The 26937-nt window shown below is 28.0% G+C and carries 26 protein-coding genes; 17 read left to right on the forward strand and 9 right to left on the reverse strand.

All coding sequences use genetic code 11. The features are described from left to right. Positions 1–10 precede the first annotated feature (10 nt). From H5J23_RS06595 to H5J23_RS06615, 5 genes are read left to right on the forward strand one after another with little or no spacing between them, the layout of a single operon-like run. On the forward strand, positions 11–1675 hold the full coding sequence (locus tag H5J23_RS06595; RefSeq protein WP_185891418.1) for an Hsp70 family protein: 1665 nt from the start codon (positions 11–13) through the stop codon (positions 1673–1675). Between the two features lie 2 nt (positions 1676–1677). Continuing rightward, positions 1678–2751, forward strand: a complete 1074-nt coding sequence (locus tag H5J23_RS06600; RefSeq protein WP_185891420.1) for a tol-pal system YbgF family protein — start codon at positions 1678–1680, stop codon at positions 2749–2751. Continuing rightward, positions 2748–4142, forward strand: coding sequence for a DnaJ domain-containing protein (locus tag H5J23_RS06605; RefSeq protein ID WP_185891422.1), 1395 nt, complete (start codon positions 2748–2750; stop codon positions 4140–4142). The genes H5J23_RS06600 and H5J23_RS06605 overlap by 4 nt, the downstream gene beginning before the upstream one ends. A gap of 16 nt (positions 4143–4158) precedes the next feature. Further along, the gene (locus tag H5J23_RS06610; RefSeq protein WP_185891424.1) at positions 4159–5730 is read left to right on the forward strand and encodes a hypothetical protein; all 1572 of its coding nucleotides are present in this window, start codon (positions 4159–4161) and stop codon (positions 5728–5730) included. A 13-nt stretch (positions 5731–5743) separates the two neighbouring features. Beyond that, positions 5744–6205 carry a hypothetical protein gene (locus H5J23_RS06615; RefSeq protein WP_185891425.1) on the forward strand — a complete coding sequence of 154 codons (462 nt, stop codon included), beginning with the start codon at positions 5744–5746 and terminating at the stop codon, positions 6203–6205. Between the two features lie 181 nt (positions 6206–6386). Here the strand turns inward: H5J23_RS06615 and H5J23_RS06620 are convergent, their stop codons facing one another. Genes H5J23_RS06620 through H5J23_RS06630 form a run of 3 tightly spaced genes read right to left on the reverse strand, consistent with a single transcriptional unit; the run spans position 6387 to position 7559 of the window. Then, positions 6387–6551: a hypothetical protein gene (locus H5J23_RS06620; RefSeq protein ID WP_185891427.1), complete on the reverse strand. Its 165-nt coding sequence runs from the start codon at positions 6549–6551 to the stop codon at positions 6387–6389. Positions 6552–6560: 9 nt separating this feature from the next. Then, on the reverse strand, positions 6561–6926 hold the full coding sequence (locus H5J23_RS06625; protein WP_185891429.1) for a hypothetical protein: 366 nt from the start codon (positions 6924–6926) through the stop codon (positions 6561–6563). A gap of 9 nt (positions 6927–6935) precedes the next feature. Continuing rightward, positions 6936–7559 (reverse strand): hypothetical protein, encoded by a 624-nt coding sequence (locus tag H5J23_RS06630; RefSeq protein WP_185891431.1) that lies wholly within the window; start codon positions 7557–7559, stop codon positions 6936–6938. Between the two features lie 254 nt (positions 7560–7813). On the opposite strand from H5J23_RS06630, the gene H5J23_RS06635 reads away from it, so the two are divergent. Both H5J23_RS06635 and H5J23_RS06640 read left to right on the forward strand, forming a co-directional pair. Then, positions 7814–9160, forward strand: coding sequence for an MATE family efflux transporter (locus tag H5J23_RS06635; RefSeq protein ID WP_185891433.1), 1347 nt, complete (start codon positions 7814–7816; stop codon positions 9158–9160). 77 nt (positions 9161–9237) lie between these two features. Next, the gene (locus tag H5J23_RS06640) at positions 9238–9477 is read left to right on the forward strand and encodes a hypothetical protein (RefSeq protein WP_185891435.1); all 240 of its coding nucleotides are present in this window, start codon (positions 9238–9240) and stop codon (positions 9475–9477) included. A gap of 77 nt (positions 9478–9554) precedes the next feature. On the opposite strand, the gene H5J23_RS06645 is transcribed toward H5J23_RS06640, so the two are convergent. Then, positions 9555–10898 carry a bifunctional diguanylate cyclase/phosphodiesterase gene (locus tag H5J23_RS06645; RefSeq protein ID WP_185891437.1) on the reverse strand — a complete coding sequence of 448 codons (1344 nt, stop codon included), beginning with the start codon at positions 10896–10898 and terminating at the stop codon, positions 9555–9557. 288 nt (positions 10899–11186) lie between these two features. On the opposite strand from H5J23_RS06645, the gene aqpZ reads away from it, so the two are divergent. After that, entirely contained in the window at positions 11187–11879 is a 693-nt protein-coding gene (aqpZ, locus tag H5J23_RS06650) for an aquaporin Z (RefSeq protein WP_185891439.1), read from the forward strand. Between the two features lie 106 nt (positions 11880–11985). After that, entirely contained in the window at positions 11986–12654 is a 669-nt protein-coding gene (locus H5J23_RS06655; RefSeq protein WP_185891441.1) for a cupin domain-containing protein, read from the forward strand. Positions 12655–12720: 66 nt separating this feature from the next. Here the strand turns inward: H5J23_RS06655 and H5J23_RS06660 are convergent, their stop codons facing one another. Beyond that, positions 12721–13152 carry a hypothetical protein gene (locus tag H5J23_RS06660; RefSeq protein WP_023051725.1) on the reverse strand — a complete coding sequence of 144 codons (432 nt, stop codon included), beginning with the start codon at positions 13150–13152 and terminating at the stop codon, positions 12721–12723. A gap of 220 nt (positions 13153–13372) precedes the next feature. Between H5J23_RS06660 and H5J23_RS06665 the strand changes: the two genes are divergently transcribed. Beyond that, the gene (locus tag H5J23_RS06665) at positions 13373–14233 is read left to right on the forward strand and encodes a patatin family protein (protein ID WP_185891443.1); all 861 of its coding nucleotides are present in this window, start codon (positions 13373–13375) and stop codon (positions 14231–14233) included. A gap of 400 nt (positions 14234–14633) precedes the next feature. Here the strand turns inward: H5J23_RS06665 and H5J23_RS06670 are convergent, their stop codons facing one another. Beyond that, entirely contained in the window at positions 14634–15359 is a 726-nt protein-coding gene (locus tag H5J23_RS06670; RefSeq protein WP_185891445.1) for an SDR family oxidoreductase, read from the reverse strand. A 24-nt stretch (positions 15360–15383) separates the two neighbouring features. Next, positions 15384–16319: a LysR family transcriptional regulator gene (locus tag H5J23_RS06675; RefSeq protein ID WP_185891447.1), complete on the reverse strand. Its 936-nt coding sequence runs from the start codon at positions 16317–16319 to the stop codon at positions 15384–15386. 139 nt (positions 16320–16458) lie between these two features. On the opposite strand from H5J23_RS06675, the gene H5J23_RS06680 reads away from it, so the two are divergent. The 4 genes from H5J23_RS06680 to H5J23_RS06695 are packed head-to-tail and all read left to right on the forward strand — an operon-like array spanning position 16459 to position 20485. After that, positions 16459–17628: a MalY/PatB family protein gene (locus H5J23_RS06680; protein ID WP_185891449.1), complete on the forward strand. Its 1170-nt coding sequence runs from the start codon at positions 16459–16461 to the stop codon at positions 17626–17628. Positions 17629–17649: 21 nt separating this feature from the next. Beyond that, positions 17650–18897, forward strand: a complete 1248-nt coding sequence (locus H5J23_RS06685; RefSeq protein WP_185891451.1) for a dicarboxylate/amino acid:cation symporter — start codon at positions 17650–17652, stop codon at positions 18895–18897. A 29-nt stretch (positions 18898–18926) separates the two neighbouring features. Further along, entirely contained in the window at positions 18927–19172 is a 246-nt protein-coding gene (locus H5J23_RS06690; protein ID WP_185891453.1) for a glutaredoxin, read from the forward strand. Positions 19173–19186: 14 nt separating this feature from the next. Further along, positions 19187–20485 carry a serine dehydratase subunit alpha family protein gene (locus tag H5J23_RS06695; RefSeq protein WP_185891455.1) on the forward strand — a complete coding sequence of 433 codons (1299 nt, stop codon included), beginning with the start codon at positions 19187–19189 and terminating at the stop codon, positions 20483–20485. An 81-nt stretch (positions 20486–20566) separates the two neighbouring features. Here H5J23_RS06695 and zupT read toward each other — a convergent pair whose 3' ends face one another. Beyond that, positions 20567–21367 (reverse strand): zinc transporter ZupT, encoded by an 801-nt coding sequence (gene zupT / locus H5J23_RS06700; RefSeq protein WP_185891457.1) that lies wholly within the window; start codon positions 21365–21367, stop codon positions 20567–20569. A gap of 488 nt (positions 21368–21855) precedes the next feature. On the opposite strand from zupT, the gene H5J23_RS06705 reads away from it, so the two are divergent. The 3 genes from H5J23_RS06705 to H5J23_RS06715 all read left to right on the forward strand — a co-directional run bounded on the left by H5J23_RS06705 (position 21856) and on the right by H5J23_RS06715 (position 25192). Further along, the gene (locus H5J23_RS06705; RefSeq protein WP_185891459.1) at positions 21856–23619 is read left to right on the forward strand and encodes a flavocytochrome c; all 1764 of its coding nucleotides are present in this window, start codon (positions 21856–21858) and stop codon (positions 23617–23619) included. Positions 23620–23742: 123 nt separating this feature from the next. Next, on the forward strand, positions 23743–24528 hold the full coding sequence (locus tag H5J23_RS06710; RefSeq protein WP_023050847.1) for a sulfite exporter TauE/SafE family protein: 786 nt from the start codon (positions 23743–23745) through the stop codon (positions 24526–24528). 43 nt (positions 24529–24571) lie between these two features. Further along, positions 24572–25192: a DUF1847 domain-containing protein gene (locus tag H5J23_RS06715; RefSeq protein ID WP_023050848.1), complete on the forward strand. Its 621-nt coding sequence runs from the start codon at positions 24572–24574 to the stop codon at positions 25190–25192. Positions 25193–25247: 55 nt separating this feature from the next. Here the strand turns inward: H5J23_RS06715 and yjeM are convergent, their stop codons facing one another. Further along, the gene (gene yjeM / locus H5J23_RS06720) at positions 25248–26786 is read right to left on the reverse strand and encodes a glutamate/gamma-aminobutyrate family transporter YjeM (protein WP_023050849.1); all 1539 of its coding nucleotides are present in this window, start codon (positions 26784–26786) and stop codon (positions 25248–25250) included. Positions 26787–26937: the final 151 nt, after the last annotated feature.

A 26937-nucleotide genomic window follows, 5' to 3' on the forward strand; every position in this document is an offset into this window, starting at 1 on the left:
GATTTTTGTTATGAAAAAAATAATAGGAATTGATTTAGGAACAACAACATCAGCAGTGGGAGTTTATTCAAATGAAAAAATAGAAATTATTCCAAGTTTACAAAAAACTAATTTAATTGACTCAGCAGTGGTATTGGATAACTACAATAATATTATAGTCGGAAGAGAAGCGAAAAATGATTTTGTAAATGGAATAATAGAGATAAAAAGAAGGATGGGAACAAATTATATAGCTAATTCAAGAGGAAAAGAGTTTTTACCTGAAGAGGTATCAGCAGAAATATTGAAATATGTAAAAGAATATGCAGAGGAGCATTTAGGAGAGAAAATAGATGAAGCAGTAATAACTGTACCTGCAAATTTTAATGCTTTTCAAAAGATAGCTACAATAAAAGCAGCAGCATTAGCTGGTTTAAAAGTTGAGAGAGTTATAAACGAACCTACAGCAGCAGCATTAGCTTATGGATTTGATAAATTAGATAACGAAGAGAAAATACTTGTATATGATTTTGGAGGGGGAACTTTTGATGTAAGTATTTTAGAGTTTGATATGGGAATAATGGATGTAGTTAGTGGAGATGGAGATAATCATTTAGGAGGAAAAGATATAGATGAAACTATAATGATGTACTTAGGTTCTAAGCATGGGATTGTTTACAAAGGAAATGAAAATAGAGAAAAATATAATATATTAAAAAATACAGTTGAAGCTGCTAAAATAGATCTTTCTAGAAGAGATATTGCAGAGATAATAATACCAGAGTTTAATTTATCAACAACTTTAACAAGAGAAAAATTTGAAGAGTTAATAAAGGATGTTGTAGATAAAACACTAAACTTTATAGATAATGCATTAAAGAAAGCCAATTTAAATGAAAAAGATATAGATGTTGTATTGCCAGTTGGTGGAACTTCAAATATACCATATATTCAGAAAAAAATAGAAGAAAAATTTGGTGATAAAGTTTATTATTTTGATAATCTACAAGAGGCAGTAGCATTAGGAGCAGCAGTACAAGGAGCTATAAAATCTGGAGAGATTCCATCAGAAACAGGAATTATATTAACAGATATTTGTAGTCATGCTTTAGGAATATCGTGTGTGGGAAATTATCATGGAATGAGCATGCCGGGGGTATTTTCAGAAATTATACAAAAACATAGTTCGTTACCAGCAGATGGCGAACAGATTTATACAACATCTAGTGATAATCAAACTGAAGCGAGAATTCAAATCTATGAAGGTAAAGAAGAGTTAGTAATGGAAAATATAGGTATGGGAGAGCTGTTAGTTAAAAATATCCCATTAAGTAAAGCTGGGTTAGAAAAAATTATAGTAAAATTTGAATACGATTTAAATGGGATTTTACATGTAATAGCTATTGTTGAAAGTACAGGAGATATAACAGAGGGAACTTTTGAAATTAGAAAGGCAAAAGATAAGATTGAAGTAGGAACAACTAAGAGTATAGCATCATATAAATCATCATTATATTACAGTGATTATAAAACAGTCATGGATATTGCAGAAAAAAAATTAGAAACAGCTTCTGAAAAAAATTGTAATACTATAAAGAATATTTTGAATCAAATGAAAGAAGCTCTATTAAATGACGATAAAAATAAATTAAATAAATTAGATGATGAATTAACAGACATACTTTTTGAGGTGTAGATATGGATTTAAAATTAAAAAAATACATAGATAGGCTGATAGAAGAAAACAACATTTCTAAATTGAAAGAAGTATTACAAACGAAATTGTTAAATAAAAAAAATGATTATTTACTTGAAGTGTTATCATTAGTAGAAATGTTATTGGGAAATTTTCAAAACTCTTTAAATTATTTAAATCAAATAGAAAATAAAAGTGAAGGTGTTAGAGAATATATAAAATTTTTAAAAGGTTCAATAAAAGAAAAATATATGCCTCTTTACAATGATTTGTTAAAAGGAGTAGGAGAAAAAGAGGAGATACAGGAAATACTACAAAAATTAGAAGAAATACTACCGAATGTAGAGTTATATCAATTCGCTAGTTTATATTATTTGGATAAAAATGAAAAAGAACAAAGTTTAAAATATATAGAAAAAGCTTTAGAATTGGATAGTTATAATAAAGAAAGTTTAAGAATAAGTGATTTTATACTTCAAAAACAAATTCCAGAAATAAAAAATAGTAAAAATAAATATGGAGTATATTTTTTAATATTGGGCTTATTAGGAATATTATTTGGTTTTTATGAAAAATATTCTTTGGAAAATAAAATAAATCTAAAAAATATAGAGTTTAAAAAATTAGAAAAAGTAAATCAACAATCAACAGTTAATTTAAATCAGTTAAAAGAGGAATTAAAACTAGAAAAAAATAAGAATTTAAAATTACAAAAAGAAAAAAATATAAATATAGTAAAAAATGAAGCAATTGAACCTGAAAAAATAGATGAAACATTGATTCTAAAAAATGACTTTACAGCAAAAGAGTTGTTTAATAAAGGTCTTAAATTGAGAAAAGAAAAAAAATATTCTCAAGCATTAAAATATTTTGAAATACTTTCTGAATCAAATGAATATTCGATATATTCTAGAGAAAGTATGTTTTGGCTAGGAAAAACATATGAAAATTTAGGCAGAATGAGTGAAGCAATAAAGGTATTTAATAGTTATTTAATTAAGTATCCTAATACACAAATCTATACGCAAGAAGTAAAAACTCTATTAAGAAAATATGAAGCTGGAGGAGTGAAATGAAAAATTTTTACGAAATATTAGAAATTTCAGATTTAGCAACTCAACAAGAAATTAAAAAAGCATATGTTAAACTTTTACGTAAGTATCCACCAGAGAAAAATCCAGAGGAATATAAAATAATAAGAGAGGCCTATGATACTCTAAAAGATGATGAGAGTAAAAAAAATTATGATATTTCTCTTAAATGTGGTGGAGAGATTGAAGAACTTGAAAATAACGGAAAAAAACATTTAGAAAATGAAAATTATGATGATGCAATTAAATGTTTTGAAAAAATCTTAGAGTTTAATAGTGAATTAGGTACAATAAGAAATTCATTGGGTAATGCATATATGTTAAAAAGAAAGTATAAAAAAGCTTCTCTTGAATATATGATATTAGCTGATAATTATCCTGATAATATGAACTATATTTGTAATTTAGGATTTTCATTTGAAATGATGGGAAAAATAGATAAAGCAGAAAAATTATATTTAAAAGCTTATGAATTTGATAAAACTGATAAAGAAGTTATGGGGTGGCTAATTAGTTTATATTGGAAACAGAAAAGATATTTTGAAGTAGAAAAATTATTAAAAAAGGATATTATGAGTGATGGAGAGGTTGATTTTAATGACTATTATTGTTACTCAAAATTGATAGAAACCTATATTAGAATGGATGATACTTATAAAATAGTTGATTTAGTTAAAGATATAAAAAAAATAATACCAAATGACCCTCAAATTAGAGAAAATGTTATATGGGATTTTACAAGATTAGGTATTCTTTTATCAGAAGTTCAAAGATATGAATTTTCGGAAATACTATATAAAATAGCTAAGACACTGTGTTTAGATGAAAATTGTGAATTAAATGAACGAATTAAAATTGCTACTCTTTATAAATTAACAGATAATTTACTAAATGACGATAAAGTAGAGGGAATGTTAAAAGGGCCATTAGTTTATTATATGCATGGAACTGAAAATACTAAAGAAGATAGAAAAAATAATTTAAATAATATTTTACGGCACTTAGAGGTCTATTCAGGAGAATGTGGAGAAATTATAAAAGCATCTTTAGATAGAATAAAAAAGTATTATAGAGAGTTGTATGAAGAGGTAGAGGATATTTATAGTGAAATAGAAAAATTAAATAGGCTACAATTAAGAGTTGTAGAAGAGTTTAAAACTTTTTTTTCACATAATGGAATATCGAGAGGATTGAAAATGTGTATAGCTTCTTTAGTTGATAAAAATGATGATTCTTTAAAAGATGGGTTGAATCAATTAAATAAAGAAAGAAAAAATGAAATAAGAGATGGAATATCTTTAATAAAAAGAAATTATCCAAATATTCATAAAGTAACTTCTACATTTATTGAAAAAGTAGTTGAAATTGTTTCTTAAGAAAAAAGGAGGGAGAATGGAATTATTAGTTTTAATGTTAATTGTTACAATTCTTTATTTTGCATTAGCAGACAAATCAACTTATGATTCAGAAGGTTATGACAAAAAAGGTTACGATAAAGAAGGTTATGATAGAAGAGGATTTAATAAAGAAAAGTTTCATAGAATAACAAAAACAAAATACGATAAATTGGGATATGATGCTGATGGTTATGATGAAAGAAAGTATAATCGAGAAGGCTTTAATCGAGAAGGTTTTAATCGAGAAGGATATGATAAAAGTGGTTATAGCAAAGAAGGTTATGATAGAAGAGATTTTGATAAAAAGGGAATAAATAAAATAACAAAAACAATTTATAATAGAAGTGGTTACAACAAAGAGGGATATAACAAAGAGGGGTATAACAGAGAGGGTTATGACTCAAAAGGTTATAATAAAGAAAATTATAATAAATTTGGCTTTCATAAAAAGACAGGAACAAAGTATAATGAATATGGTTATGATAGGGAAGGCTATGATTCAAGAGGATTTAATAAAGAAGAAATTCATAGAAACACAAAAACTATTTATGATGAACGAGGTTATGATAAAAGTGGCTACAATAAAGAAAAATATGATAGATTGGGTATCCATAAGGAAACAGGAACAAGTTATGATAAGGATGGTTATAATCAAAAAGGTTATGATAAAGCTGGATTTGATAAAAGTGAAATTCATGAAATAACAAAGACAAAATATGATAAAGATGGTTATAACAAAGCAGGTATTCATAAAGAAACAGGGACACAATATAATGAATATGGTTATGATAAAGAAGGGTACGATAAAGAAAATTATAGTAAATTTGGCTTTCATAAAAAGACAGGGACACAATATAATGAATATGGTTATGATAGGGAAGGTTATGATTTAAGAGGATTTAATAAAGAAGAAATTCATAGAAACACAAAAACTGTTTATGATGAACGAGGTTATGATAAAAGTGGCTACAATAAAGAAAAATATAATAGATTGGGTATCCATAAGGAAACAGAGACAAGCTATGATAAGGATGGTTATAATCAAAAAGGTTATGATAAAGCTGGATTTGATAGAAGTGAAATTCATGAAATAACAAAGACAAAATATGACAAAGATGGTTATAACAAAGCAGGTTATAGTATAAAAAAATTTGATAAATATGGAATTCATGAAATAACAAAGACAAAATATGACGAAAAGGGTTACGATATGTTTGGTTATAATAAGTTAGGTTATGATATGTTTGGTTATAATAAGTTAGGTTACGATGAGTTGGGTTATAGTAAAGAAGGTTACGATAAAGACGGCTATGATGAAAGTGGTTATGATACTGATGGTTATGATGAACGAGGTTATGATAAATATGGATATAATGAAGAAGGCTATGATAAGGATGGTTATAGTTGGAATAAATTTACCAAAAATAATAAACATAAAAATGGAACTTTTTATGATGAAAATGGTTATAACAAAGAAGGTTATAACAGACAGGGTTATGATAAGGGAGGTTATAATAAAGCAGGATTTAATTCTTATGACCAAAGAAGACAAATAAATATAAATTAAAGAAAGTAAAGTTATGGATGAGAAATTATTTTTATTGATAGATTTTATAAATAAAAAGTACAATGTGAAGATTTATTTAAATAATAATAAAAAAAATAAATTAGGTGTGTATTTGAAATACATTCAAAATAAAAATGAAAAGTTTGAATTGATAAAATTATGTAAAAAAAAGTTATTAGAAAGTTCTTATGAACTGAATTTATCATTAGATATATTAACTTTTTTTGTTTTATTTCATGAAATTGGTCATATGCTTATAGAAAAATCTAAAATCATTCAAAATGAAGAGTATGCAAGTTATATAGCGATTAAATTATTGAGCCAACTTAATATTTGTACTCAAAATGAAATGAATGAAATAAGTAATTATTTTAATAATTTTGAAGTAATTTCAGAGAAAAGAAAATGTGAGTTAGAAGTGTTAGCAGAGCTTTTCAGTTATAGTTTAAAAAAGGAAAAAATTATAGCTTTGTAGAAATTATAATATTTTATACATAGAGATGAGCTGTTTTAAAAAAAGGGAAAGAGCCTCTGGGGGTAGAGGCTCTTAAGGGGGTTAATTATGTTCTCATTTTTTTGTTACAATTTTTAGACTGAAAACTGTATAAAAAAAGTTTGAAAATTATATAAAAAATTATTTTAAAGTTAAAAAGCAATTAGAAATTGAAATCTGGATTTGGGATATGAGTGTGTCTAAATCCCTTTTCAGCATCTCTAAGCTCTTCATAATCTAGTTCATCATCTTCGTAAAAGTCATTAAATTCATCTTCCCACTCTTCATTTTCATCATAGTCATCTTCAAAAAAAGTATTTTTTGGCATAGGTCCTCCTTAATTTAAATAGATTATATTGTAGTTAAAGTCATAGTAGTAGTATTTTCTATGATGTTTATGGTAGTAATAATATATTTTAGCTCGAATTAAATCATTTTTAAGGCTTTCTCTTTCTGTAATAATTCTATATTCAGCATCTCTATAAAGAAATTTAAGTTGTTCTTTTTGAATCTCACCTTTGGATTTTAAACGCTGAAGTTCTCTTAAATCCTCATTTAATCTTAAATCTAAAACTTGATTTTGCCATTTATTGTAACCTTCAACTATATCAATAGAGTTAGAAGTTTCAGGAAAACTACTGTAAATGATCTCTTTTCCAGATATAAAAGAGTTTAATATTAAAAAAATAATTAATTTTTTCATAGAGCCCTCCTAAAATTTAGTTAAAGCATCTCTTATAGCACTTCTTATAGAAAATTCCACGCCACCGTTACTACTAGAAGTTATATCTCCAAAGAAAAGTAAGATGTTTTTACTATTTAAAACAACTATAGCGTGACCACTTCTTGTTTTAACAACTCCAGTTGTATTATCAATTAGTTTTAGCTCAACAGAACATTCAATTTCATCATTTGTATCCATATAAATTAGAGGAAGAAATATTCCACTTGTAGAAGATTGAATATTTATAAGTTTCATAGATAGGGTATATTTAGCAGGAATCATGTTTGAAGGTAGAGGAGTAGACGTCATTGTTTTAGAAAAGATATGTTCTTCCATAATATCTCCCATTTCAGCTCTTTCCATAACATTAAAACCACTTTTATATAGTTCATCTTGAACAATAGTTTTTAAAAATGTATTACCAAAAGTTTTATCAAATTCAGCTTCGTAGTTTCCTGATACTTTGGCTGAAGAAACCCATACTGTACGTCCTTGGCCAGTTTGAACTACTTTATTTACATCCATGTATTTATCGGTTTTTAATTGAGGTGCTGATTTACCGCAGCTTGAAAGACAGAGAACTATCAAAAAAAATATCCATAATTTTTTCATATTCACGCTCCTTTATAAAAGATATTTAATTTTTACACTTGTTTTAAATTTTTACTAAAAAGTTTTAAATATCTTTTTTTTATTAAAGATATTTTAATATAGAAATAAAAATTTGCTATTTTGAGAATTAAAAATAAATTAATTGACATTTTAAAAAATGACTGATTAGTCATTTTTTTATTGATTATTTTTAGTAAAAGGTGTAAACTAATTATCAAGACTGAAAATGAAGGAGTAAATTTAAAAAGTAAAATATGAGTGAAAAAAATATGACGTTAAAAGATGGAAATATAAAGAGTTTACTATTAAAATATTCTATTCCAGCAATAATAAGTATGTTAGTAAGTGCTTTATACAATGTAGTTGACAGAATTTATATTGGAAATATGCCAGAAGTTGGAACATTAGCTATAACAGGAGTAGGAGTTACACTACCATTAGCTAATATAGTTTTAGCTTTTTCAATGTTAATAGGGATAGGAGCTACAGCAAATATCTCTATAAAATTGGGAGAGGATAAAAAAAGAGATGCAGAAAAAATAGTTGGACATATTATTACACTGTCTATAATTTTAGGAATAGGAATAACAATACTTGGAACTCTTTTTATGGAGCCGATACTAAAAAGCTTTGGAGCTAGTGATATAACATTTAAATATGCCAAAGATTACATCACTATTATTTTATATGGAACTGTATTTAATATAATGGGCTATGCTTTGAATAATATTATTAGAGCTGATGGAAGTCCGAAAATTTGTTCGGCTATAATGGTTTTTAGTTGCTTAGTAAATATTATTTTAGATCCAATATTTATATTTGTACTGAATTTAGGAGTAAAAGGTGCTGCTTATGCTACTATATTTTCTCAAATTGTGACACTAGTTTTATCATATGCTTATTTTAAAAGTAAAAGGTCAGATTTGAAAATAAAAAAAGAGTATTTTTCTTTAGATTTAAATATTATAAAACTTATTTTGTCCATTGGAATATCTCCATTTGTAATGCAATTAGCTACAAGTATGGTTCAAGTAATAAATAACAATGCTTTAAAAACTTATGGTGGAGACTTAGCAATTGGAGCTATGACAACAGTTAATGCAGTTGCTCTTCTTTGTTTTATGCCTGTATATGGAATATCTCAAGGAGCTCAACCAGTTATTGGATATAATTATGGAGCAAAACAGTTTGATAGAATGAAGGAAGCTCTTAAAATATCTATGGGAGTTGGAACTTTAATATTTTTTGTAATACTATTTTTTATAGAAAGTTTTCCAATTACAATAGTTAAAATGTTTAATAATGACCCAACGATTATAAAAATGTCAGTAGAAGGAATGAGAATATACCTAATTGCAATGCCAGCAATAGGATTAGCAATGGCTGGAAGTAACTACTTTTTAGCTGTAGGTAAAGGAAAAATAGCTATGTTTTTAAGTTTATTAAGACAAGTTATTTTATTAATTCCGTTAATAACAATCTGCTCAAAACTTTTAGGATTACGAGGAATATGGTTAGCTCAACCAATAGCAGATACAATAAGTTCTGTTATAACAGTTATAATGCTAAAAAGAAATCTGCCAAAGAAAGTGGTAGTTTAGAATACATTATATTTTTTGAAGGATTTCAATGTTTTTTTAGTATATTTCTACAACTATATTAATTAGGAGGTTTAGAAATGATACTTTTTTATAAAAAAAATTCAAAAGAATCTGAAGAGGTTATTGAGATTTTGAAAGACTTTGAAAATGTCAAATATGTAGATGTTGAGGAGAATAAATCACTTGTAGAAGAGTATTCAGTTAAAGTCTTTCCAACTTTAATTGTTTCAACAGATGACGATATTAGTGAAGAAAATGTATTTGTTGGATTAAAAGAGATTGAAAGTTTTCTTGAGGTTGAAGAAGAAGATTTTTAATATTTAATTTCTTGTAAAATAAAAAAGGTTCTTTCAATTAATATTAGAAAGAATCTTTTTTTATTATAAAATGATAGTTAATTTTTATTCTCAAAAAATAACTTTTTGGAAACAGGTTTAGAAAAGAGGTAGCCTTGTCCTACAAAGATACCATTTTTTTTTAAAAATTCTAATTCTTCCTGAGTTTCTATTCCTTCTGATACCATTTTTAAATTTAAACTTTTTATGACTTTAATTAAACTTTCGTACATAATTTTTCCTTTTTTACTTTTACTAACACTTTCTAAAAGTGTTCTATCGAATTTTACCGTTTGAATATCTAAAATTGGCAAAATAGCTGCGGTTGAGTGTCCTGCTGTAAAGTCATCTAGTGATATATTTATCTTATTATCTCTAAGTTTTTTTATTTTTTCCATTAACTCTTTTAAATCAGAACTAAAAATGCTTTCAGTTAATTCAATTTCTATATTTTTTCCATTTAAACTATATTTTTTTAAAAGCTTTAAAACTCTTTCAACGACATCTTTTTTTTCTAAAGTTAACATTGAAAAATTAAAAGATATTACAAAATCATCTTTAACCTTACCTGTAGCAACCCATTCTTTAGAGATTTTAATAGCTTCTTCTGCGACTTTAAAATCAATTGTATCGATTATTTTTAATTCTTCGGCGATTGGGATAAATTCATTGGGATAAATTTCACCTAATATTTTATTTTTCCATCTTGCTAAAACTTCAGCACCAACAATTTGACTTGGATCATCTAAAGAAACTTTAGGCTGAATTAATACATAAATTTCTTCGACACTTTCTTTTACTATTTTTTTTATTAAATTTTCTCTTTTTTTTAATTTTAAAAATGCTTCATTTGTTTCGTAAACTGTGTGACCATATATTTTTTTAGCTTCATACATTGCAAAATCTGCATTAACAAAAGATAACTCTATTTTTTCGTATTCTTGTTTGCGATGTGCCCCAATACTTGATTTAACGTCATATTTTTCTAAAAAATAACTTTCTTTTAGTCTAGTTTTTAATATTTTTAAAATATTATTATATTCTGTATTTTTTAAAAAGCAGTAAAATTCATCTCCTGATATTCTAAATATATTATTCTCTCCAAACTCATCTCTGAACACTTTTTTTAAAATGCTTGCATATTCAACCAGAACTTTATCTCCAATGTGGTGACCATATGTATCATTAACTTCTTTGAAATTATCTAAGTCTATTAAAATTGCAACCCCTGTTTTTAAATTGTTTTTTAAACAAAATCTATTGTATTCACTTCTATTAAAAAATCCAGTTAAAGGATCAAATATTTCATCTCTTACAACTTCTTTATCAACAGTTTTAAAAAGTAAAACTGCACTCATAGCTGTAAATAATGATGAGGCAACAATTGCCAAATTTTCTTTCATTTTAAATTTCCCCCATGCTAATTTTATTCTAATGTTATTATATATTATAAAATCATTTTTTCAAAATAGATTTATACTCTAAAAAATTGTGTCATTTTTAGAATAATATTACAATCTAGTTTAAAGAAGTTGCGTTAATAAATCAGTATTTTCAGTACATTGTGTAAAATAAAAAAACGATACAAAGAGACACTAGTGTTTTAAAAAAATTTACATTGTTAACTATATGTAAACTTTGATATAATATTTTTTGTTAAAAAATTGTTATAAATTAGGAGGTATAAAATAATGTTTAGAAAATTATTTGCAGAGTTCTTAGGAACTTTTTGGTTAGTTTTAGGAGGGTGTGGAAGTGCTGTTTTAGCGGCAGGATATCCAGAGCTAGGAATTGGGTTTACTGGAGTGGCTTTAGCTTTTGGATTAACAGTTTTAACTATGGCATTTGCAATAGGACATATATCAGGATGTCATTTAAATCCTGCTGTTACAATAGGATTATTTACAGCTGGGAAGTTTGATAAAAAAGAGGTTATTCCATATATATTAGCTCAAGTTGTAGGAGGATTTATTGGAGGATTAGTATTACTTGCAATAGCTTCTGGTTCTTCAACTTTTATTTTAGATAACGGATTTGCATTGAATGGTGTTGGAGCTCTTTCTCCAAATGGGTACTCATTAGCTTCTGGAGTATTAACAGAAGTAGTATTAACAGCTATGTTTTTATTTATAATATTAGGATCAACATCTGAAAAGGCTCCAAAAGGATTTGCTCCAATAGCTATTGGATTGGGATTAACTTTAATCCACTTAATTAGTATTCCAGTTACAAATACATCTGTAAATCCTGCTAGAAGTACAGCAGTTGCACTTATTGCAGGAGGAGAAGCACTTAATCAGCTATGGATATTCTGGGTGGCTCCATTAGCAGGTGCTATCATTGCAGGAGTTATTTATAAATTAATTTTAGATGAAAAAAATTAAAAATTATTAAAAGAGTAACATATGATACATATTTTATTTTCATATTGAGGTAAAATTCATTTTAGATAGTTTTAATTTTATTTAATAAAAATTGAGGTGAAATAAAATGAATGCAATAAGAAATATGGAGTTCAATAAAGTTATAAATTTGGAAGATTTAGTTCCTTATGGAGAAAAAACGATAAATAGTATGATGATTGCTTTAAAAAATTCTTTGAATTCAGCTGTTTTTGCTTTTGATAAAGAAGAGATGTTAAGTGAACATAGTGCTCCAGCAGATGCTTTAGTTTATGTTTTAGACGGAGAGTTAGAAATTTCTATAAATAAAATAGTTCATAAAGTAAAAAAAGGTGAGATGATATTAATGCCTGCAAATATACCTCATGCTTTAAAAGCTTTAGAAAAGGCTAAAATGTTATTGATAATAGTAAAAAAACACGAAGAGATTGGTGGGTTTGTAAATTTAGAGTATTCAAAAGAACTTTTAATGAAAGATATAGTGACTGGATTTAAAGGTGGAGTTGTCAGTAAAAGAGTTTTAAATTTAGAGAATCTAACGTCATTAATGTTTGCCATATCTGAAAATGAAGAGATTGAGCATAATAAAACTGAAGGTGAACTGCTAATTTTAAATTTACATGGAGAGCTAGATATAGCTATTAATAATCAGAAAGAGATTTTAAAAGAGGATCAAATTATAGTAATCCCTCCCAATGTTCTGTATGAAATAAAAGCTAAAACAGATAGTAAATTTCTGTTAATTGAAATTAATTAGATTTAAAATAAACATATAAAATTACCCCTTACTTATATTTAAGTAGGGGGTAATTTAAATTTACAATTATTTAGATAAATATTTATAAATACCTCTTATCCAGTTATCAAAATACATATGCTCAGAAGACATAACGTCATACATTTGAGGAGCGATAGTTTGGAAGTACTCTTTAAAAAGATCTAAATCTAAAGCCTCCATTCCTGTTTGTCTTTTAATTTTTAAAAACATTTTTCTAACGTCATTAGGAGAATATCCTGTATTCTTTTTTCCTAAATTGATAGGTTCGTTATTTTTTTTAAGTTTATTTTTTTGACAAAGTAAAAAAGCAGCGTGCTTCACAGCAAAAACTCTATCATTTAAAGCTAATTTAATTACAAGAATTTTTATAAAAAAATACTCCTCATCATTTAAATCGTAATCTTTAATTTTATCTAAAGCTTCTAATCTAGTTTTATAAGATAACTCATTTTTCAAATCTTTTATAATTGTTTCCATTTATTTTCTCCTAGGTATATTTTATCAATATAGAATTTTTAAGACTATAGAGTATTATATAACTTTTTTCAAAGAAGCACAATATATATTTGTATTAATAATACACACATTTGACCCATGATTCAAAAAAATGTTGACTTTTTTGATTTTTAGGTATATTTATATATATAGTATTAAAATTTTAAAATAATCTTTCAGATAATTAAAGGAGTTATGAACTATGAATAATATAGGGTTAGTATTAGAAGGTGGTGGGTTAAGAGGAGCTTACACATCAGGTATTTTAGACTATTTTTTATTAAGAAAATTATATTTTAAATATACAGTTGGAGTATCAGCAGGAGCTATTTATTCAGCATCATATGCTTCTAGACAGAAAAGAAGAAATATTGACATTATATTAAAGTATTTAAATGATGATAGGTATATGGGATATAAACATTTAATAAAAAATGGTAGTTATATTAATACAGATTTTGCATATAAAAAAATTACATATGACATTTCACCTTTTGATTTCGAAACCTTTGCTAATTGTGATTTAGAGTTCAAAGTAGGAGCTTTTAATTGTTTGAAGGGAAAAACAGAATTTTTTAGTAAAAAAGATTTTAGAAAAACAGATGATTTATTAGAAGCTTTAATTGCTTCTGGAAGTTTACCATTTTTATCTAAAGAAGCAACAATCAATGAAAAGATATATTTAGATGGTGGGATTGCTTCTCCTATTCCAATAGTTCAATCGATTTTAGATGGAAACAACAAAAATGTAATTATTTTAACAGAGGACAAGACATATAAAAAAGATCCTTTGAAATTACAACTGTTGATAAATTTATATTATAAAAAATATCCAAAAGTAGCTAAAGCTCTTAATAGAAGACATTTGGTATATAATCGAACCTTAAGAGAAATTGAGGAGTTAGAAAGAAAAGATGATGTCTTTGTTTTTAGACCAAGTGAGGTTGTGGTAGTAGATAGATTGGAAAAAGATTTAAATAAAATAGATACATTATATAAACTTGGCTTAAAAGATGCTGAAGAAAATTATGAAAAGTTAATAGAATGGCTAAATAAAGCATAAGTAAAGTGTTACTGGAGAGGGATAATGAAAAATTCAAATTTTTTCAAACTTTTTTTTAGAAAAAAAACGTCTAAAAGTTATAATAATAGTTAGAAGGTAGAAAAGAATTTAAAAGTTTTAAAGTAAGAAAATAGCCATCACACAGTTTCAAAGATGTTTTAATTTTTAAAAAATGAAGAAAAATAGTATTTTAATTAATTTTAACAAATCGTGAAGTTGTTTTTCTAACTATTATATGAGGTAATAGATTTAAAGTCAGTAAACTGTTTTACTATTAAGAGATTTAAAAAGTTTTTTAAGAAAATGATTGAAAGTTTTAAAGTTATTCAAAGGTGATTTAGTAGTGAAGTAGAGGGATTTGTGATGGTTGCCCTCTACTTTTTTATTTGTAAATTATTTACTATTCATAAATCATTTTTTTAGTCATACCACCATCAATGACTAAATTTGCAGCATTAATAAAATCATTTTCAGGATTAGCTAAAAATAAACAAGCATTAAGGATATCTCGAGGAATACCCACCCTACCTGAAGGATGTTGAGAGTGATCAGTTTCTGTTAAATCTTCATAATTATCTACTTGTATCCATCCAGGACTTATTGCATTAACAGTAATAGGTGTTTTAGAAAGAGAGATAGCAAGAGTGTTAGTCATAGAGATTAATCCACCTTTTGAAGCACCGTAAGCTTCCCAGTTAGCTTCATTTTGATTCCACCGAGTAGATGCAATATTTATTATTCGCCCATAGTTTTGTTTTTTATTTGCTTTTATAAACTCCTTACAGCATATAAAACTTCCACGAAGATTGACATTTATAACATCATCAAATTCATTGATAGAGATATCTTCAATACTTTTGTTAAAATTTGAAATAGCTCCATTATTTATAAGTATGTGAGCCGTTCCATATTTTTCTATAACTTGAGAAAAGACATATTTTATTTCATTTTCTAATCTCAAATCAACTTTTATAAAATCAATATCTTTTGAAAGTTCTTTTTGCTTTTTAATATCTAAAACAACTACTTTATATCCTTTTTTATTAAAGCCTTCAGAAAGCTGGTAACCAATGCCACCACTTCCTCCAGTAATAATACAAATCTTTTTTAACTTATCGTTTTCCATAATTCACCTAACTTTTTTAATTTTTTATATCAATTCAAAATCTTTTTCAACATATTGAAAATCACATTCTAAAACTCCATTTTTCTCTAATTTGATAAGTTCACATTTCAAATGATAAATTAATTCAGAAATAATATGATTTTCATATCTATTTTCAATGGAGTGTAAATAAAATATCTTTCTTTTAGGGAGATTAGAGTTTGTTTCATGAACTTTTATATTTGATTTTTTCACAAGCATTTGAGCAACAGTGTTTGGCACAATACACCAACAATCTTTATTTGTTAACATAAATTCTATTTGGTGTACTATTTGAATTTGAATATAGGGTTTAAAATTTTTCCCAAAACAAACTTGGCACCATTGTTCAAATTCTAAAAACCAAGGACAATAAATGAATTTAGAAGGGTCTAGTTCTGATAAATCAATTTTATCAGAAAAACTAGAGTTATTTCCAGAGATTATTACCATTTTTTCTGAAAATAATGGATTACAAGAAACATTTAAAGAGTATCTTTGATCAACTACAATAGAAAAATCAACCGTTCTATTTTCAATGGCATCATAAGAAGCATAACTAGATAAATCCTCTGTTTTTAAAAAGACTTTACTATTTCCTTCTAAAAAATTTAGAAAAACTTGTGGAAGAAGAGAAGTGCTAATACTATTTAATGCAGAAACTACAAAAGAAATATCAGACACTGTAGATTTAATATTGGACATCTCGAACCAAAGCTTATTCCATCGATCAATTAAATTTAAAAAATCTTTTCCAGCTTTGGTAAGTTCAACGTATCTTACACCTTTTCTTCTATAAAAAAGTTTACAATCAAGTTCCACTTCAAGGTTTTTGATTTTTGAACTTAAAGCAGATTGAGTAATAAAAAGTTTTTCTGCAGCTTTAGAAAAACTTCCTTGTTTAACAACTTCTGAAAAAGCTATAACATCGCTATTATTCATATTAACTCCATACTATTGTATTTAATGTTCTAAAATACAATTTTTTTCTATATTATATATCAATATATTCAATTTTACAACTATATTGTTTCGTGGTAATATCTGATTATAAATTACAAAAGGAGTTGAAAACTAGAAGATGAAATATAATTTTGATGAAGTTATTTCTAGAGCAAACACTAGATGTGCAAAATATGATGAACGAATAAAAAAATTTGGGACAGATGATTTAATACCACTTTGGATAGCAGATATGGACTTTAAAACAGCTCAACCAATTATAGATGCTTTAAAAAATAAAGCTGAAGAGGGAATCTTTGGTTATGTTTCAAGACCAGATAGTTATTTTAAAGCTGGGTGCGATTGGCAAAAGCGAAGAAACGGGTGGGAGATTGATAAATCATTATGCTCATTTTCTGTAGGAGTAGTTCCTGCTATGACAGTGATGGCTGAAATTTGGTGTAAAAGTGGAAGTAGTATTTTAATTCAACCACCAGTTTATGGAGAATTTTTCGAAATAGTTCAAAACTCAGGTAATCATATATTAACAAATCATTTTGTAGAGAAAGATGGAAAATGGTCTATTGATTGGGAAGATTTTGAAAATAAAATAAAAAAAGTCTCTATGTTTTTATTTTGTAATCCACATAATCCATTAGGCATAGTATGGAAAAAAGAGGAAATTGAAAAAATTGTAAATCTTTGTGCAGAGAACGATGTTTTACTAGTAAGTGATGAGATTCATTCGGATTTGATTTTTCATGACAAAAAATTTATTCCAACAGCAACAGTAAGTGATTTAGCTAAAAAAACAGTGGTAACTTGTTTTTCAGCAACAAAGACATTTAATTTAGCAGGATTACAAGCTTGTACTATTGTTTTTCCAAATAATAAGTTGAAAGATGAGTTTGATAAATGGTGGTTTTCAAAAGATATTCATCGTAATAATTCTTTTTCATCTGTTGCTATGGAAGTAGCTTACAACGAAGGAGAGGAGTGGTTAAATCAGCTGTTACCATATATTAGTAATAACTTTGATTTCGTAGTTGAATATTGTAAAGAAAATATTCCAAAAATTAAAACTTATGCTCCTGATGCAACATACTTAATGTGGTTAGATTGTAGAGCTTTAAATCTTACTAATACAGAGTTAGAGAAATTTATGATTGAAAAAGCAAAACTTGGTTTAAATAGTGGAACAGCATTTGATAAAGAGTTAAGTGGATTTATGAGATTAAATGTTGCATGTCCAAAAAGTGTTTTAAAACAAGCATTGGATCAGTTAAAAAAAGCAGTTGACGAATTATAAACTGAGGGAGGTAGTAAAAAAATGGAAAGATCAAAATTTTGGGGAAATTATGGAAGTTCAATTTTACTTTTATTGGGGATTATTGTAGGTAGTATTGTCGGTGTTGTTTTAGGAGAAAAAGCTATGATTCTTTCACCAATTGGGGATATTTTTCTGAATTTAATGTTTACAATTGTTGTTCCAATGGTTTTTATATCAATTTCAACAGCAGTTGGAAATATGTTAAATATGAAAAGACTTGGGAAAATTTTAGGAAGCTTAATGGCTATTTTTATAGGAACTGGTATAGTAGCAGCTATTTTAATATTTGTAGTTGTTAATATTTTTCCACCTGCAGTTGGAGCAAAAATTGTTTTAAATTCAGGGAATATGGGAACTCCTAGTAGCGCAGCTAATTTAATTGTAAATTCTTTAACAGTTAATGATTTTAGTGGATTATTTAGTCGTAAAAATATGTTACCGATTATTATTGCTTCTATTGGATTTGGATTTAGTGTATCTGTTTGTGGTGGAGAGGAAAGTCCAGTTGGAAAATTATTAAATAATATGAACAATATCATAATGAAACTTGTTGAATTAATTATGAAATTAGCTCCAGTTGGTTTAGGAGCATATTTTGCAAGTTTAATCGGTGAGTTTGGACCTAAATTATTAGGTGATTACGGAAGAGCGATGTTAATATACTATCCAACTTGTATCTTGTATGCCGTATTAGCATTTCCACTTTATGCTTATATTTCTGGAGGAAAAGAGGGAGTAAGTAGAATGTCAAAGTATATACTAACACCAGCTCTTACAGCATTTGCTACACAAAGTTCAGTTGCCACATTACCAACAAATATGGCAGCATGTAAAAACATAGGTGTTCCAAAAGATGTATATGAAATTGTGTTACCTATGGGAGCAACAATGCATATGGACGGATCAGTAATTTCATCTATTTTAAAAATAAGTTTTTTATTTGGAATATTTGATCTTGAATTTGCAGGAATAGATACGTATCTTATGGCGTTAGTTGTATCAATACTTAGTGCATTTGTATTATCTGGAGCTCCAGGAGGGGGATTAGTTGGTGAAATGCTAATAGTGAGTTTATTCGGATTTCCACCTGAAGCATTTCCAATTGTTGCTACATTAGGATTTTTAGTTGATCCAATGGCAACTTGTTTAAATGCCGCTGGAGATACAATTGCTTCTATGATGGTTTCTAGAGTTGTAGAGGGAGAAAAATGGATTGAGGAAAATAAAGAGGAAGTTTTAACAGTTTAAAATATAAAAAAGTATAAAAGGAGAGTTTTATGAAAATAATAGTTATAGGTAGTCATTTATGTCCAGACACAATTTACGCTTTATGCAAACTTAAAGAGAATAAGGTAGATTTTGATTTTAAAGATATATCTTCAAGTTTTCCAGCTTTAAAAGAGTATTTAAATATTAGAGAAACTAATCCTATATATGAAGAAGTAAAAAATAAAGGAGGACTTGGAATTCCTTGTTTTTTAAAAGATGAAAAAGTTACTTTAAATTTAGATGATATTTTATAGGAGTTAGAGAGCTAATGAATAAAATTGAATTATTAGAACTTTTACATCAAGAGGTTGTACCAGCTTTAGGTTGTACTGAACCTGTAGCAGTGGCTTTATCCACTGCTACAGCTGCTGAAATAGTTGGTGGAGCTATTGAAAAAATTGAAATTATTGTTAACCCCAGTATATATAAAAATGGAATGGCTGTAGGAATACCTGGATTTAAACATGTTGGATTAAATTATGCAGCTGCTTTAGGAGCTTTACTTTCGAATCCAAAAGATAAACTTCAACTTTTTAATAAAATAACAGATGAAATCAGTAAAAAAACAATAGAGTTAATTGAAAAAAAATTAGTTATAGTAACTATTGATAGATCAAAAGAAGTCCTTTATATTGAAGCTATCATTAAAACTACTGAAGGAACTGCAAGATGCATAATTAAAAATTCTCACGATAATATTTTTTTAATAGAAAAAAATGGTGTTTTACTAAGTGAACAAAAAGAGTTGACTATTTTAGATAACCAATTATACAAGAGATTATCAGATTTAAAAATAGAAGAAATAGTTAGGATTATTGATAGTTGTACAGAAGAGGAACTTTTGTTTATGTATGATGGAGTGTTAATGAATACTGCTTTGGCAGATTTTGGCTTATCAGAGCAAAATAAAGATGGGCTTGGAATAGCACACAGTTTAAAAAAGCTTACAAAAAATGACGTTTTAGGAGATACTCTTTTTAGTAGAATAATGGTTAAGGTAGCAAGTGCATCAGAAAGTAGAATGTCAGGATGTCCATATTCTGCTATGAGTAGTGCTGGAAGTGGAAATCATGGTTTAACAACAATAATACCAGTGGTAGAGTTTGCAAAATATATGGAATCTGAAAAAATTAAACTTTTGAGGGCTTTAGCTATAGCTCATACTTTAAATGTTTATATTAAACAATTTTCAGGAAAACTTTCCGCAACATGTGGATGTGGTGTTGCAGCAGCAACAAGTGCTTCAAGTGCAATGGTTTATCTTATGAATGGAAGTACGAACCAAATGGGAAAAACAATTATTAATATGATAGCAAATCTTACAGGAATGATCTGTGATGGTGGTAAAATAGGATGTGCTTTAAAACTGGCAACAGCAAGTAATGCAGCTGTAATGAGTGCGTATCTAGCTTATTCAGATATAGTTATTCCTTCGAGCAATGGAATTTGTGCTTCTACTCCAGAAGATACTGTAAAAAATTTAGGTAGGGTATCAAAGTTAGGGATGCAAACTACGGATAAAGTAATATTAGATATTATGCTTGAAAAAGTGATGAATAATAATTGAAAGCTATAAAAATCTAAGGTAGATATATTTTATATCTACCTTAGATTTTTATTTTTTTAAAAAAACTTTTAAATAAAATTACTAAAATATTAATAAACTAGTTGCCATGACAATCATTCCACTTATTAGTCCATAGATAGATAAATGGTGTTCGCCATATTTTTCTGCTGCAGGAAGTAGTTCATCTAAAGAGATGAAGACCATGATACCTGCGACTCCAGCAAAAATTATACCGAAAATTAAATCATTCATAAAAGGTAGTAATATTAAATATCCAATTACTGCTCCAAGAGGTTCTGATACTCCTGATAAAAAGGAGTACATAAGAGCCTTTTTTTTACTTCCAGTTGAAAAGTAAATAGGGACTGATACAGCTATTCCTTCTGGAATATTATGCAGTGCTATTGCTATTGCGATAGAAATTCCTAGAGTGGGGTTATCTATTGCACTCATAAAAGTTGCTAATCCTTCTGGGAAGTTATGAATACCAATAGCTAATGCTGAGAAGATTCCCATTCTATGCAAACTTCTATTTTTCTCCAGTGTTTTATCATTGATATCTTCAATATTTTTTACCTCATGAGGATTTTCATAACTTGGGATTAATTTATCAATTAAAGCTATTAAAAGCATTCCTCCAAAGAAGGCAAGTACAGTAAAAATTGTTCCATTTTTTTCTCCTGCAAATTTAATAAGTGATTCTTGAGCTGTGGGGAAAATCTCTATAAATGAAACATATATCATAACACCTGCAGAAAATCCAAGCGTCACTGATAAAAATTTTATGTTTGTTCTTTTAGAGAAGAATGCAATAAAGCTTCCAATTCCAGTGCATAATCCAGCACCGAGTGTTAAAAGGAATGCAAATAAAATATTGTTCATATAAATACCTCTTTCTATAAAATTCATTTTACATTAATTATATCAATAAAATATTTGAAAGTCAAAGTAAAATAAAAAGAGAGTGTAATACAAATATTTGAAAGGGTATTTTAGGTAGTTTTGAACACTTTAGGTTGATTTTATAAGTAATTCTACCTTTATAAGGATAAATTCAAACGAACGTTTTAAATTCAAAATTAGAGAGTCAAAAAAATTAACGTTTGTCCAAAAAAATGAAAAAGTAGATATTTACATTTGTTTTTCAAGTAAAATACTTTAAATATGGTCTTAAAATTATAAAAGTAATTAAAAAATAATGATGTTATAAAATGATATATGTAATAAAATAATTAGAAAATATATATAATAAATATTATTATTTTTTAATATTTAAAAATTATAAGTTTAAAAAAACGATAAAATGTTGTTTTTTAGTTATAAATATATTATTATAAAATATACTAGTATAGATACGGAGGAGTTTTTGAATGAAAAAAAGATTATTGTTATTGTCGTTGATGGTAGTTATGGGGAATCTAAGTATGGGAGAAAATTTTAAAGAGGGAATATACTTAGGAAGTGCAAATGGATATAAAGGAGAGATAAAAGTAGAGGTAAAACTCTCTAAAGATAAAATAGAGGATATAAAAGTAATTTCAAATACAGATACGCCAATAATATCAGAGGCACCTGTAAATATTATTCCAAAAAAAGTTTTACAAACACAAGGGCTAGGAGTAGATGTAGTAGCTGGTGCAACAGGAACAAGTAGGGGAGTTATAGCAGCTATAAATAATGCAATAAAATCTTCAGGATATAAAACAGATTTAAGAAGAGTTAAAGAGACTAAAGAAAAATTCACTGATAAAGTGGTAGAGCATAAAGATGATGTTGTTGTTATCGGAGCTGGTGGAGCGGGATTAATTGCAGCAATAGAAGCGAAACTAAATGGAGCTAATGTCACTGTTATAGAGAAAATGGCTTTTCCAGGTGGGAACACACTTATTTCTGGAGCAGAGTATGCAGCACCAGAAAACTGGGTACAAAAAAAAGAGGGGCTAAAAGATAGTAAGGATCAATTTTTCAATGACACAATGAAAGGTGGAGACAACGAAAGCAATCCTAATTTAGTAAGAGTTTTAGCTGATAACGCATTAGATGGAGCAATATGGTTAAAAGATTATGTAAATGTTGTATTTGAAGATAGACAGATGTTTTTTGGTGGACATTCAGTTAAAAGAAGTTTAGTTCCAAATGGAGCAAGTGGTGTAGAAGTTATTGGAAAATTAATGACAAAAGCAAAAGAGTTAGGAATTCCAGTTTATTTAGAGATGAATGCAGTGGAATTAATAACAGAAGGAAATAGAGTAGTTGGAGTAAAAGCTTTAACACCAACAGAAACACATAATTTTATGGGGAAAAATGGAGTAATTATAGCAAGTGGTGGATTCGGTTCAAATATAGAGATGAGAAAAAAACATGATCCAAGAATGGATGAAAAGATTCTTTCTACAAATACAACTGGAATAACTGGTGATGGAATTGTAATGGGAGAAAAAGTAGGAGCAGCAACAACAGATATGGAATTTATCCAAACTTATCCAGTTTGTGATCCAGAAAATGGAGCGCTACTTTATACAGGAGATGTAAGATTAGCAGGAAGTGCAATTTTAGTTAATAAAGAGGGAAAACGTTTTGTTGAAGAGTTAGATAGAAGAGATGTAATCTCTTTTGCTATAACTAAACAAACTGGTGGAGTAGGATACTTATTCTGGGATCAAGCCCAATTAGATAAAACAGAAGTAGCTGTTCATCATAAAGGAGAGTATGAAGCCTTATTAAGAAGAGGAATTTTAGTGAAAGCAGATACTATTGATGAAGCTGCAAAGCATTTTGGAATAGATGCAAAAGAGTTGAAAAATACTGTTGAAAAGTATAATGAGTATGCTAAAAATGGAAAAGATTTAGAGTTTAATAAAAGAGGTGGACTTGTAGCATTTACAGAGGGACCATATTATATTCTAAAAAATACCCCAGCTATTCATCATACAATGGGTGGATTAGTAATAGATTCAAAAGGGAGAGTTTTAGATAAAAATGGAAATCCAATAGAGGGGTTATTTGCTGCTGGAGAGGTTACTGGAGATATTCATGGGAAAAATCGTTTAGGAAGTAATGCTATTACAGATATAACGGTATTTGGAAAAATTTCAGGTGAAAATGCAGCTAAAAATTTACAAAAAGTGAATTAAAAAAGCTACTAAAGATTAAAAAATAAACAAAATAAATAATACAAAAACATTGTGTTGACGTATAAGTCAAATATCAGATAAAATTAAGCAAAACAAAAAATAAAATAGTACGAGGGGAGTAGTATGGAAATATTGTATTTTGTAGTTTGTCTTGGGGCATCGATTTTAGGAGCTATAAGTGGTATTGGCGGAGGAGTTATTATTAAACCAATTCTTGATGCTTTGGGAACAATGCAAGTATCAACAATTAGCTTTTTATCAGGATGTACTGTACTTGGAATGACAACGATGACACTATATCGTAATAGTAAGGCAGGGGTAAGGCCAGAGAAAAAAAGAGGAACACCGTTAGCCATTGGGGCAGCTATTGGAGGTCTTTTAGGTAAACAGCTGTTTGATTGGGTAAGAGTTGCAAGTGGAGATCCAAATATGGCTGGAGCAGTTCAATCATTTGTTTTAGCGGCAGTTACAGTTGGGGTATTGATATTCACTATTCAAAAATCAAAAATTACACCTTTTAATATAGAAAATACAACGGTATCTTTAATAATTGGATTTCTATTAGGAGCATTATCTTCATTTTTAGGTATTGGTGGAGGGCCAATAAATTTAATGATTTTATATCTATGTTTTGGTTTAAACTCAAAGGAAGCAGCAATAAACTCTATTTACATAATACTGTTTTCACAGGGAGTAAGCGTAGCTCAAACAATTTTTAAAGGGATACCTGAATTTGTTTGGTTAGCATTTGTAATGATGGTTGCAGGAGGAGTAATCGGAGGTACGGTTGGTCCTATAATTTCAAAAAAACTTTCACTAAAAGGTGTAGATAAAATATATCTATGCATGGTTGTAGGAATAATTTTAATTAGTATTTATAATGGAATGAGTTATCTAGGAGTTTTATAAGTATTAAAAATAAAAACAAAAACAATGAGTTAGGAGAGAGAAAATGAGTATTTGTGCAAAATGTATGACAAGAGGTTGTTTATCAAAGGACCAAGATAAAATGCCAAAGGTATTTTGTCCTAGTAGAAATGAAGAGATGCAAAATAAAGCAAAAGAGTTACATGTAGGAGATGACTTAACAATTGCTGTTCAATCAGCACTTGTAGAAGCTGAAGGAAATACAAATTGGACTCGTGTTCAAGAGACTATAGCTTTTGCAAAGAAATGTGGATATGAGCGTATAGGGTTAGCTTTCTGCACAGGACTTCACGAAGAAGCTAAAACTTTTGTAAAAATATTAGAGCACCACGGATTAAAAGTAGTTTCTGTAATTTGTAAAAATGGAGCTATTTTAAAGGGATTTTTAGGAATACCTCAAGAGGAAAAAGAAACTTACGTGAAAAATGATATTATGTGTAATCCAATTGGGCAAGCATTACATTTAAACGAAGAGAAAACAGATTTAAATATACTGTTTGGTCTTTGCGTAGGACACGATACATTATTTATAAAACATTCGGAAGCACCAGTTACTGTATTTGCAGTAAAAGATAGAGTATTATGTCACAATCCTGTGGCAGCAATATATCAAGCTGATGCATACTATAAGAAAAAACTATTCTAATATAAAAAAGGTATCTTGAAATTATTCAAGATACCTTTTAATTTACAAAATAATATTATTTTTTTCTATTTTTCTCGTAGTGATGAACGATTAAATATGAAATTATTGAGAAGATAACTGGTCCGATTATAAATTCATCGTAAACACCAGGTATATTTATTCCAAAAATTCCAACATCAGAGCCATTTAAATCCATAACTGAGAATATATTTGCAAAAGTAACAACTAAAGTTACTATCCATCCAGCAAAGATACCAAAACTTTTATTTCTTGATAAAACTTGGAAAGGCTTATCAATACTATCATTATTTAAGAATTTAATGTAAGCATATGAGATGAATATATATGGTAGTGTCATAGCAATATTAGTCATTCCTTGTAAAGTAGCAAAGAATTTAGAAGCTCCAGATCCACCAAAAGCAACAAGAGCTATCATAACTACAACAAATATAGCTTGCATAATTAAAGCTTTTTTAGGAGTTCTCGTAACTGGGTCATCAGATCCAATTCCATATGGCCATAACTCTTCAGGAGTTCCATCAATCATCTGTTTTAATGGAGCGTAAACCAGCGTAAAGAAAGCTCCAACATATGCGAAGAACATTCCAAATCCAGCAAATCTAGCAAATAAAACTTTTAAAATTTCAGGATTACTCATATTGAATATTTTTCCAAGAGTAAGTCCAAGTTGTCCAACAATAACATAAGTAACAGTTGCGTAGTTAACAATTGCTTCACCATTTACATCAGTAGCTCCCATAATGTCAGCCCAGTTTGTAAATGTTCCAACTAAAAATACTCCAATAGCATATCCAATAGAGATAATTGCTCCAGCAAAAGTTAGTCCACCAATATATGATTTTTTATCTTTTACATTGTCAACTAATCCACCAGATGCTTCCATTCCACCAAAAGCAAAGATTGAATAAACTAAAAATCCTAGTGAAGCAACAGGAGTTGCAAAGTTAGGATTAGGAGAAGTGAATAGGTTGAAACTAGTCTCTCCAAAAGTTAATCCCTTAGTTAAAAGAACTAAAATTCCTCCAACGAATAGAAGAATATTTAAAGCTATAACAGCAATTCCACCGATTGAAGCAACCTTTGAAATTCCTTTAATACCTTTTATAGCTACATAAGTAGTATAAATCATGAATATAATTCCAATAATTCCGAAAAATTGAGATGATTTCAATCCTGTCCATGCCATAACATTGGCATCTGTAAAAATATTTTTACCAAAGATACCAAAAGATAGAGGGATCCACATATTAGTTGCTTTTCCAACCATCCATACAACATAAGATATCCACCACATAAAAATTCCAGTGAATGCCCATTTAATGCCCACAGACTTTTCCATCCAAGTGTAAATACCACCATGGTCATCTTTAAAAGCTTGTGCCATCTCTGCAATGATTAAAGAGAACGGAATAAAGTATAAAACTGCTGATAAGAGGAAATAAGGTATCGCAGAATATCCCATGTTGAAAAAGGATAATGCGATATTAGCAAATCCATAAACTGATGTAAAAATCATTAATGCAAGAGCCGTCATTCCCATTTTGTTCTGATCTGTTTTTGTGTGATTACTCATAAGGTTCCTCCTTAAAAAATAATAAAGTGATTTTTTGTATTCTATCATTAGCAAAATAAGGTGTCAAATAGGTAAGGAATATAGAGTGTTTAAAGTTAATAAAAGTTCTAATATGGTTAAAAAGTGACATTTTTAGGTTTAGTATGATATA

Origin of the sequence: Cetobacterium sp. 2G large (genome assembly GCF_014250655.1) — a bacterium.
In the GTDB taxonomy this organism is placed as follows: domain Bacteria; phylum Fusobacteriota; class Fusobacteriia; order Fusobacteriales; family Fusobacteriaceae; genus Cetobacterium_A; species Cetobacterium_A somerae.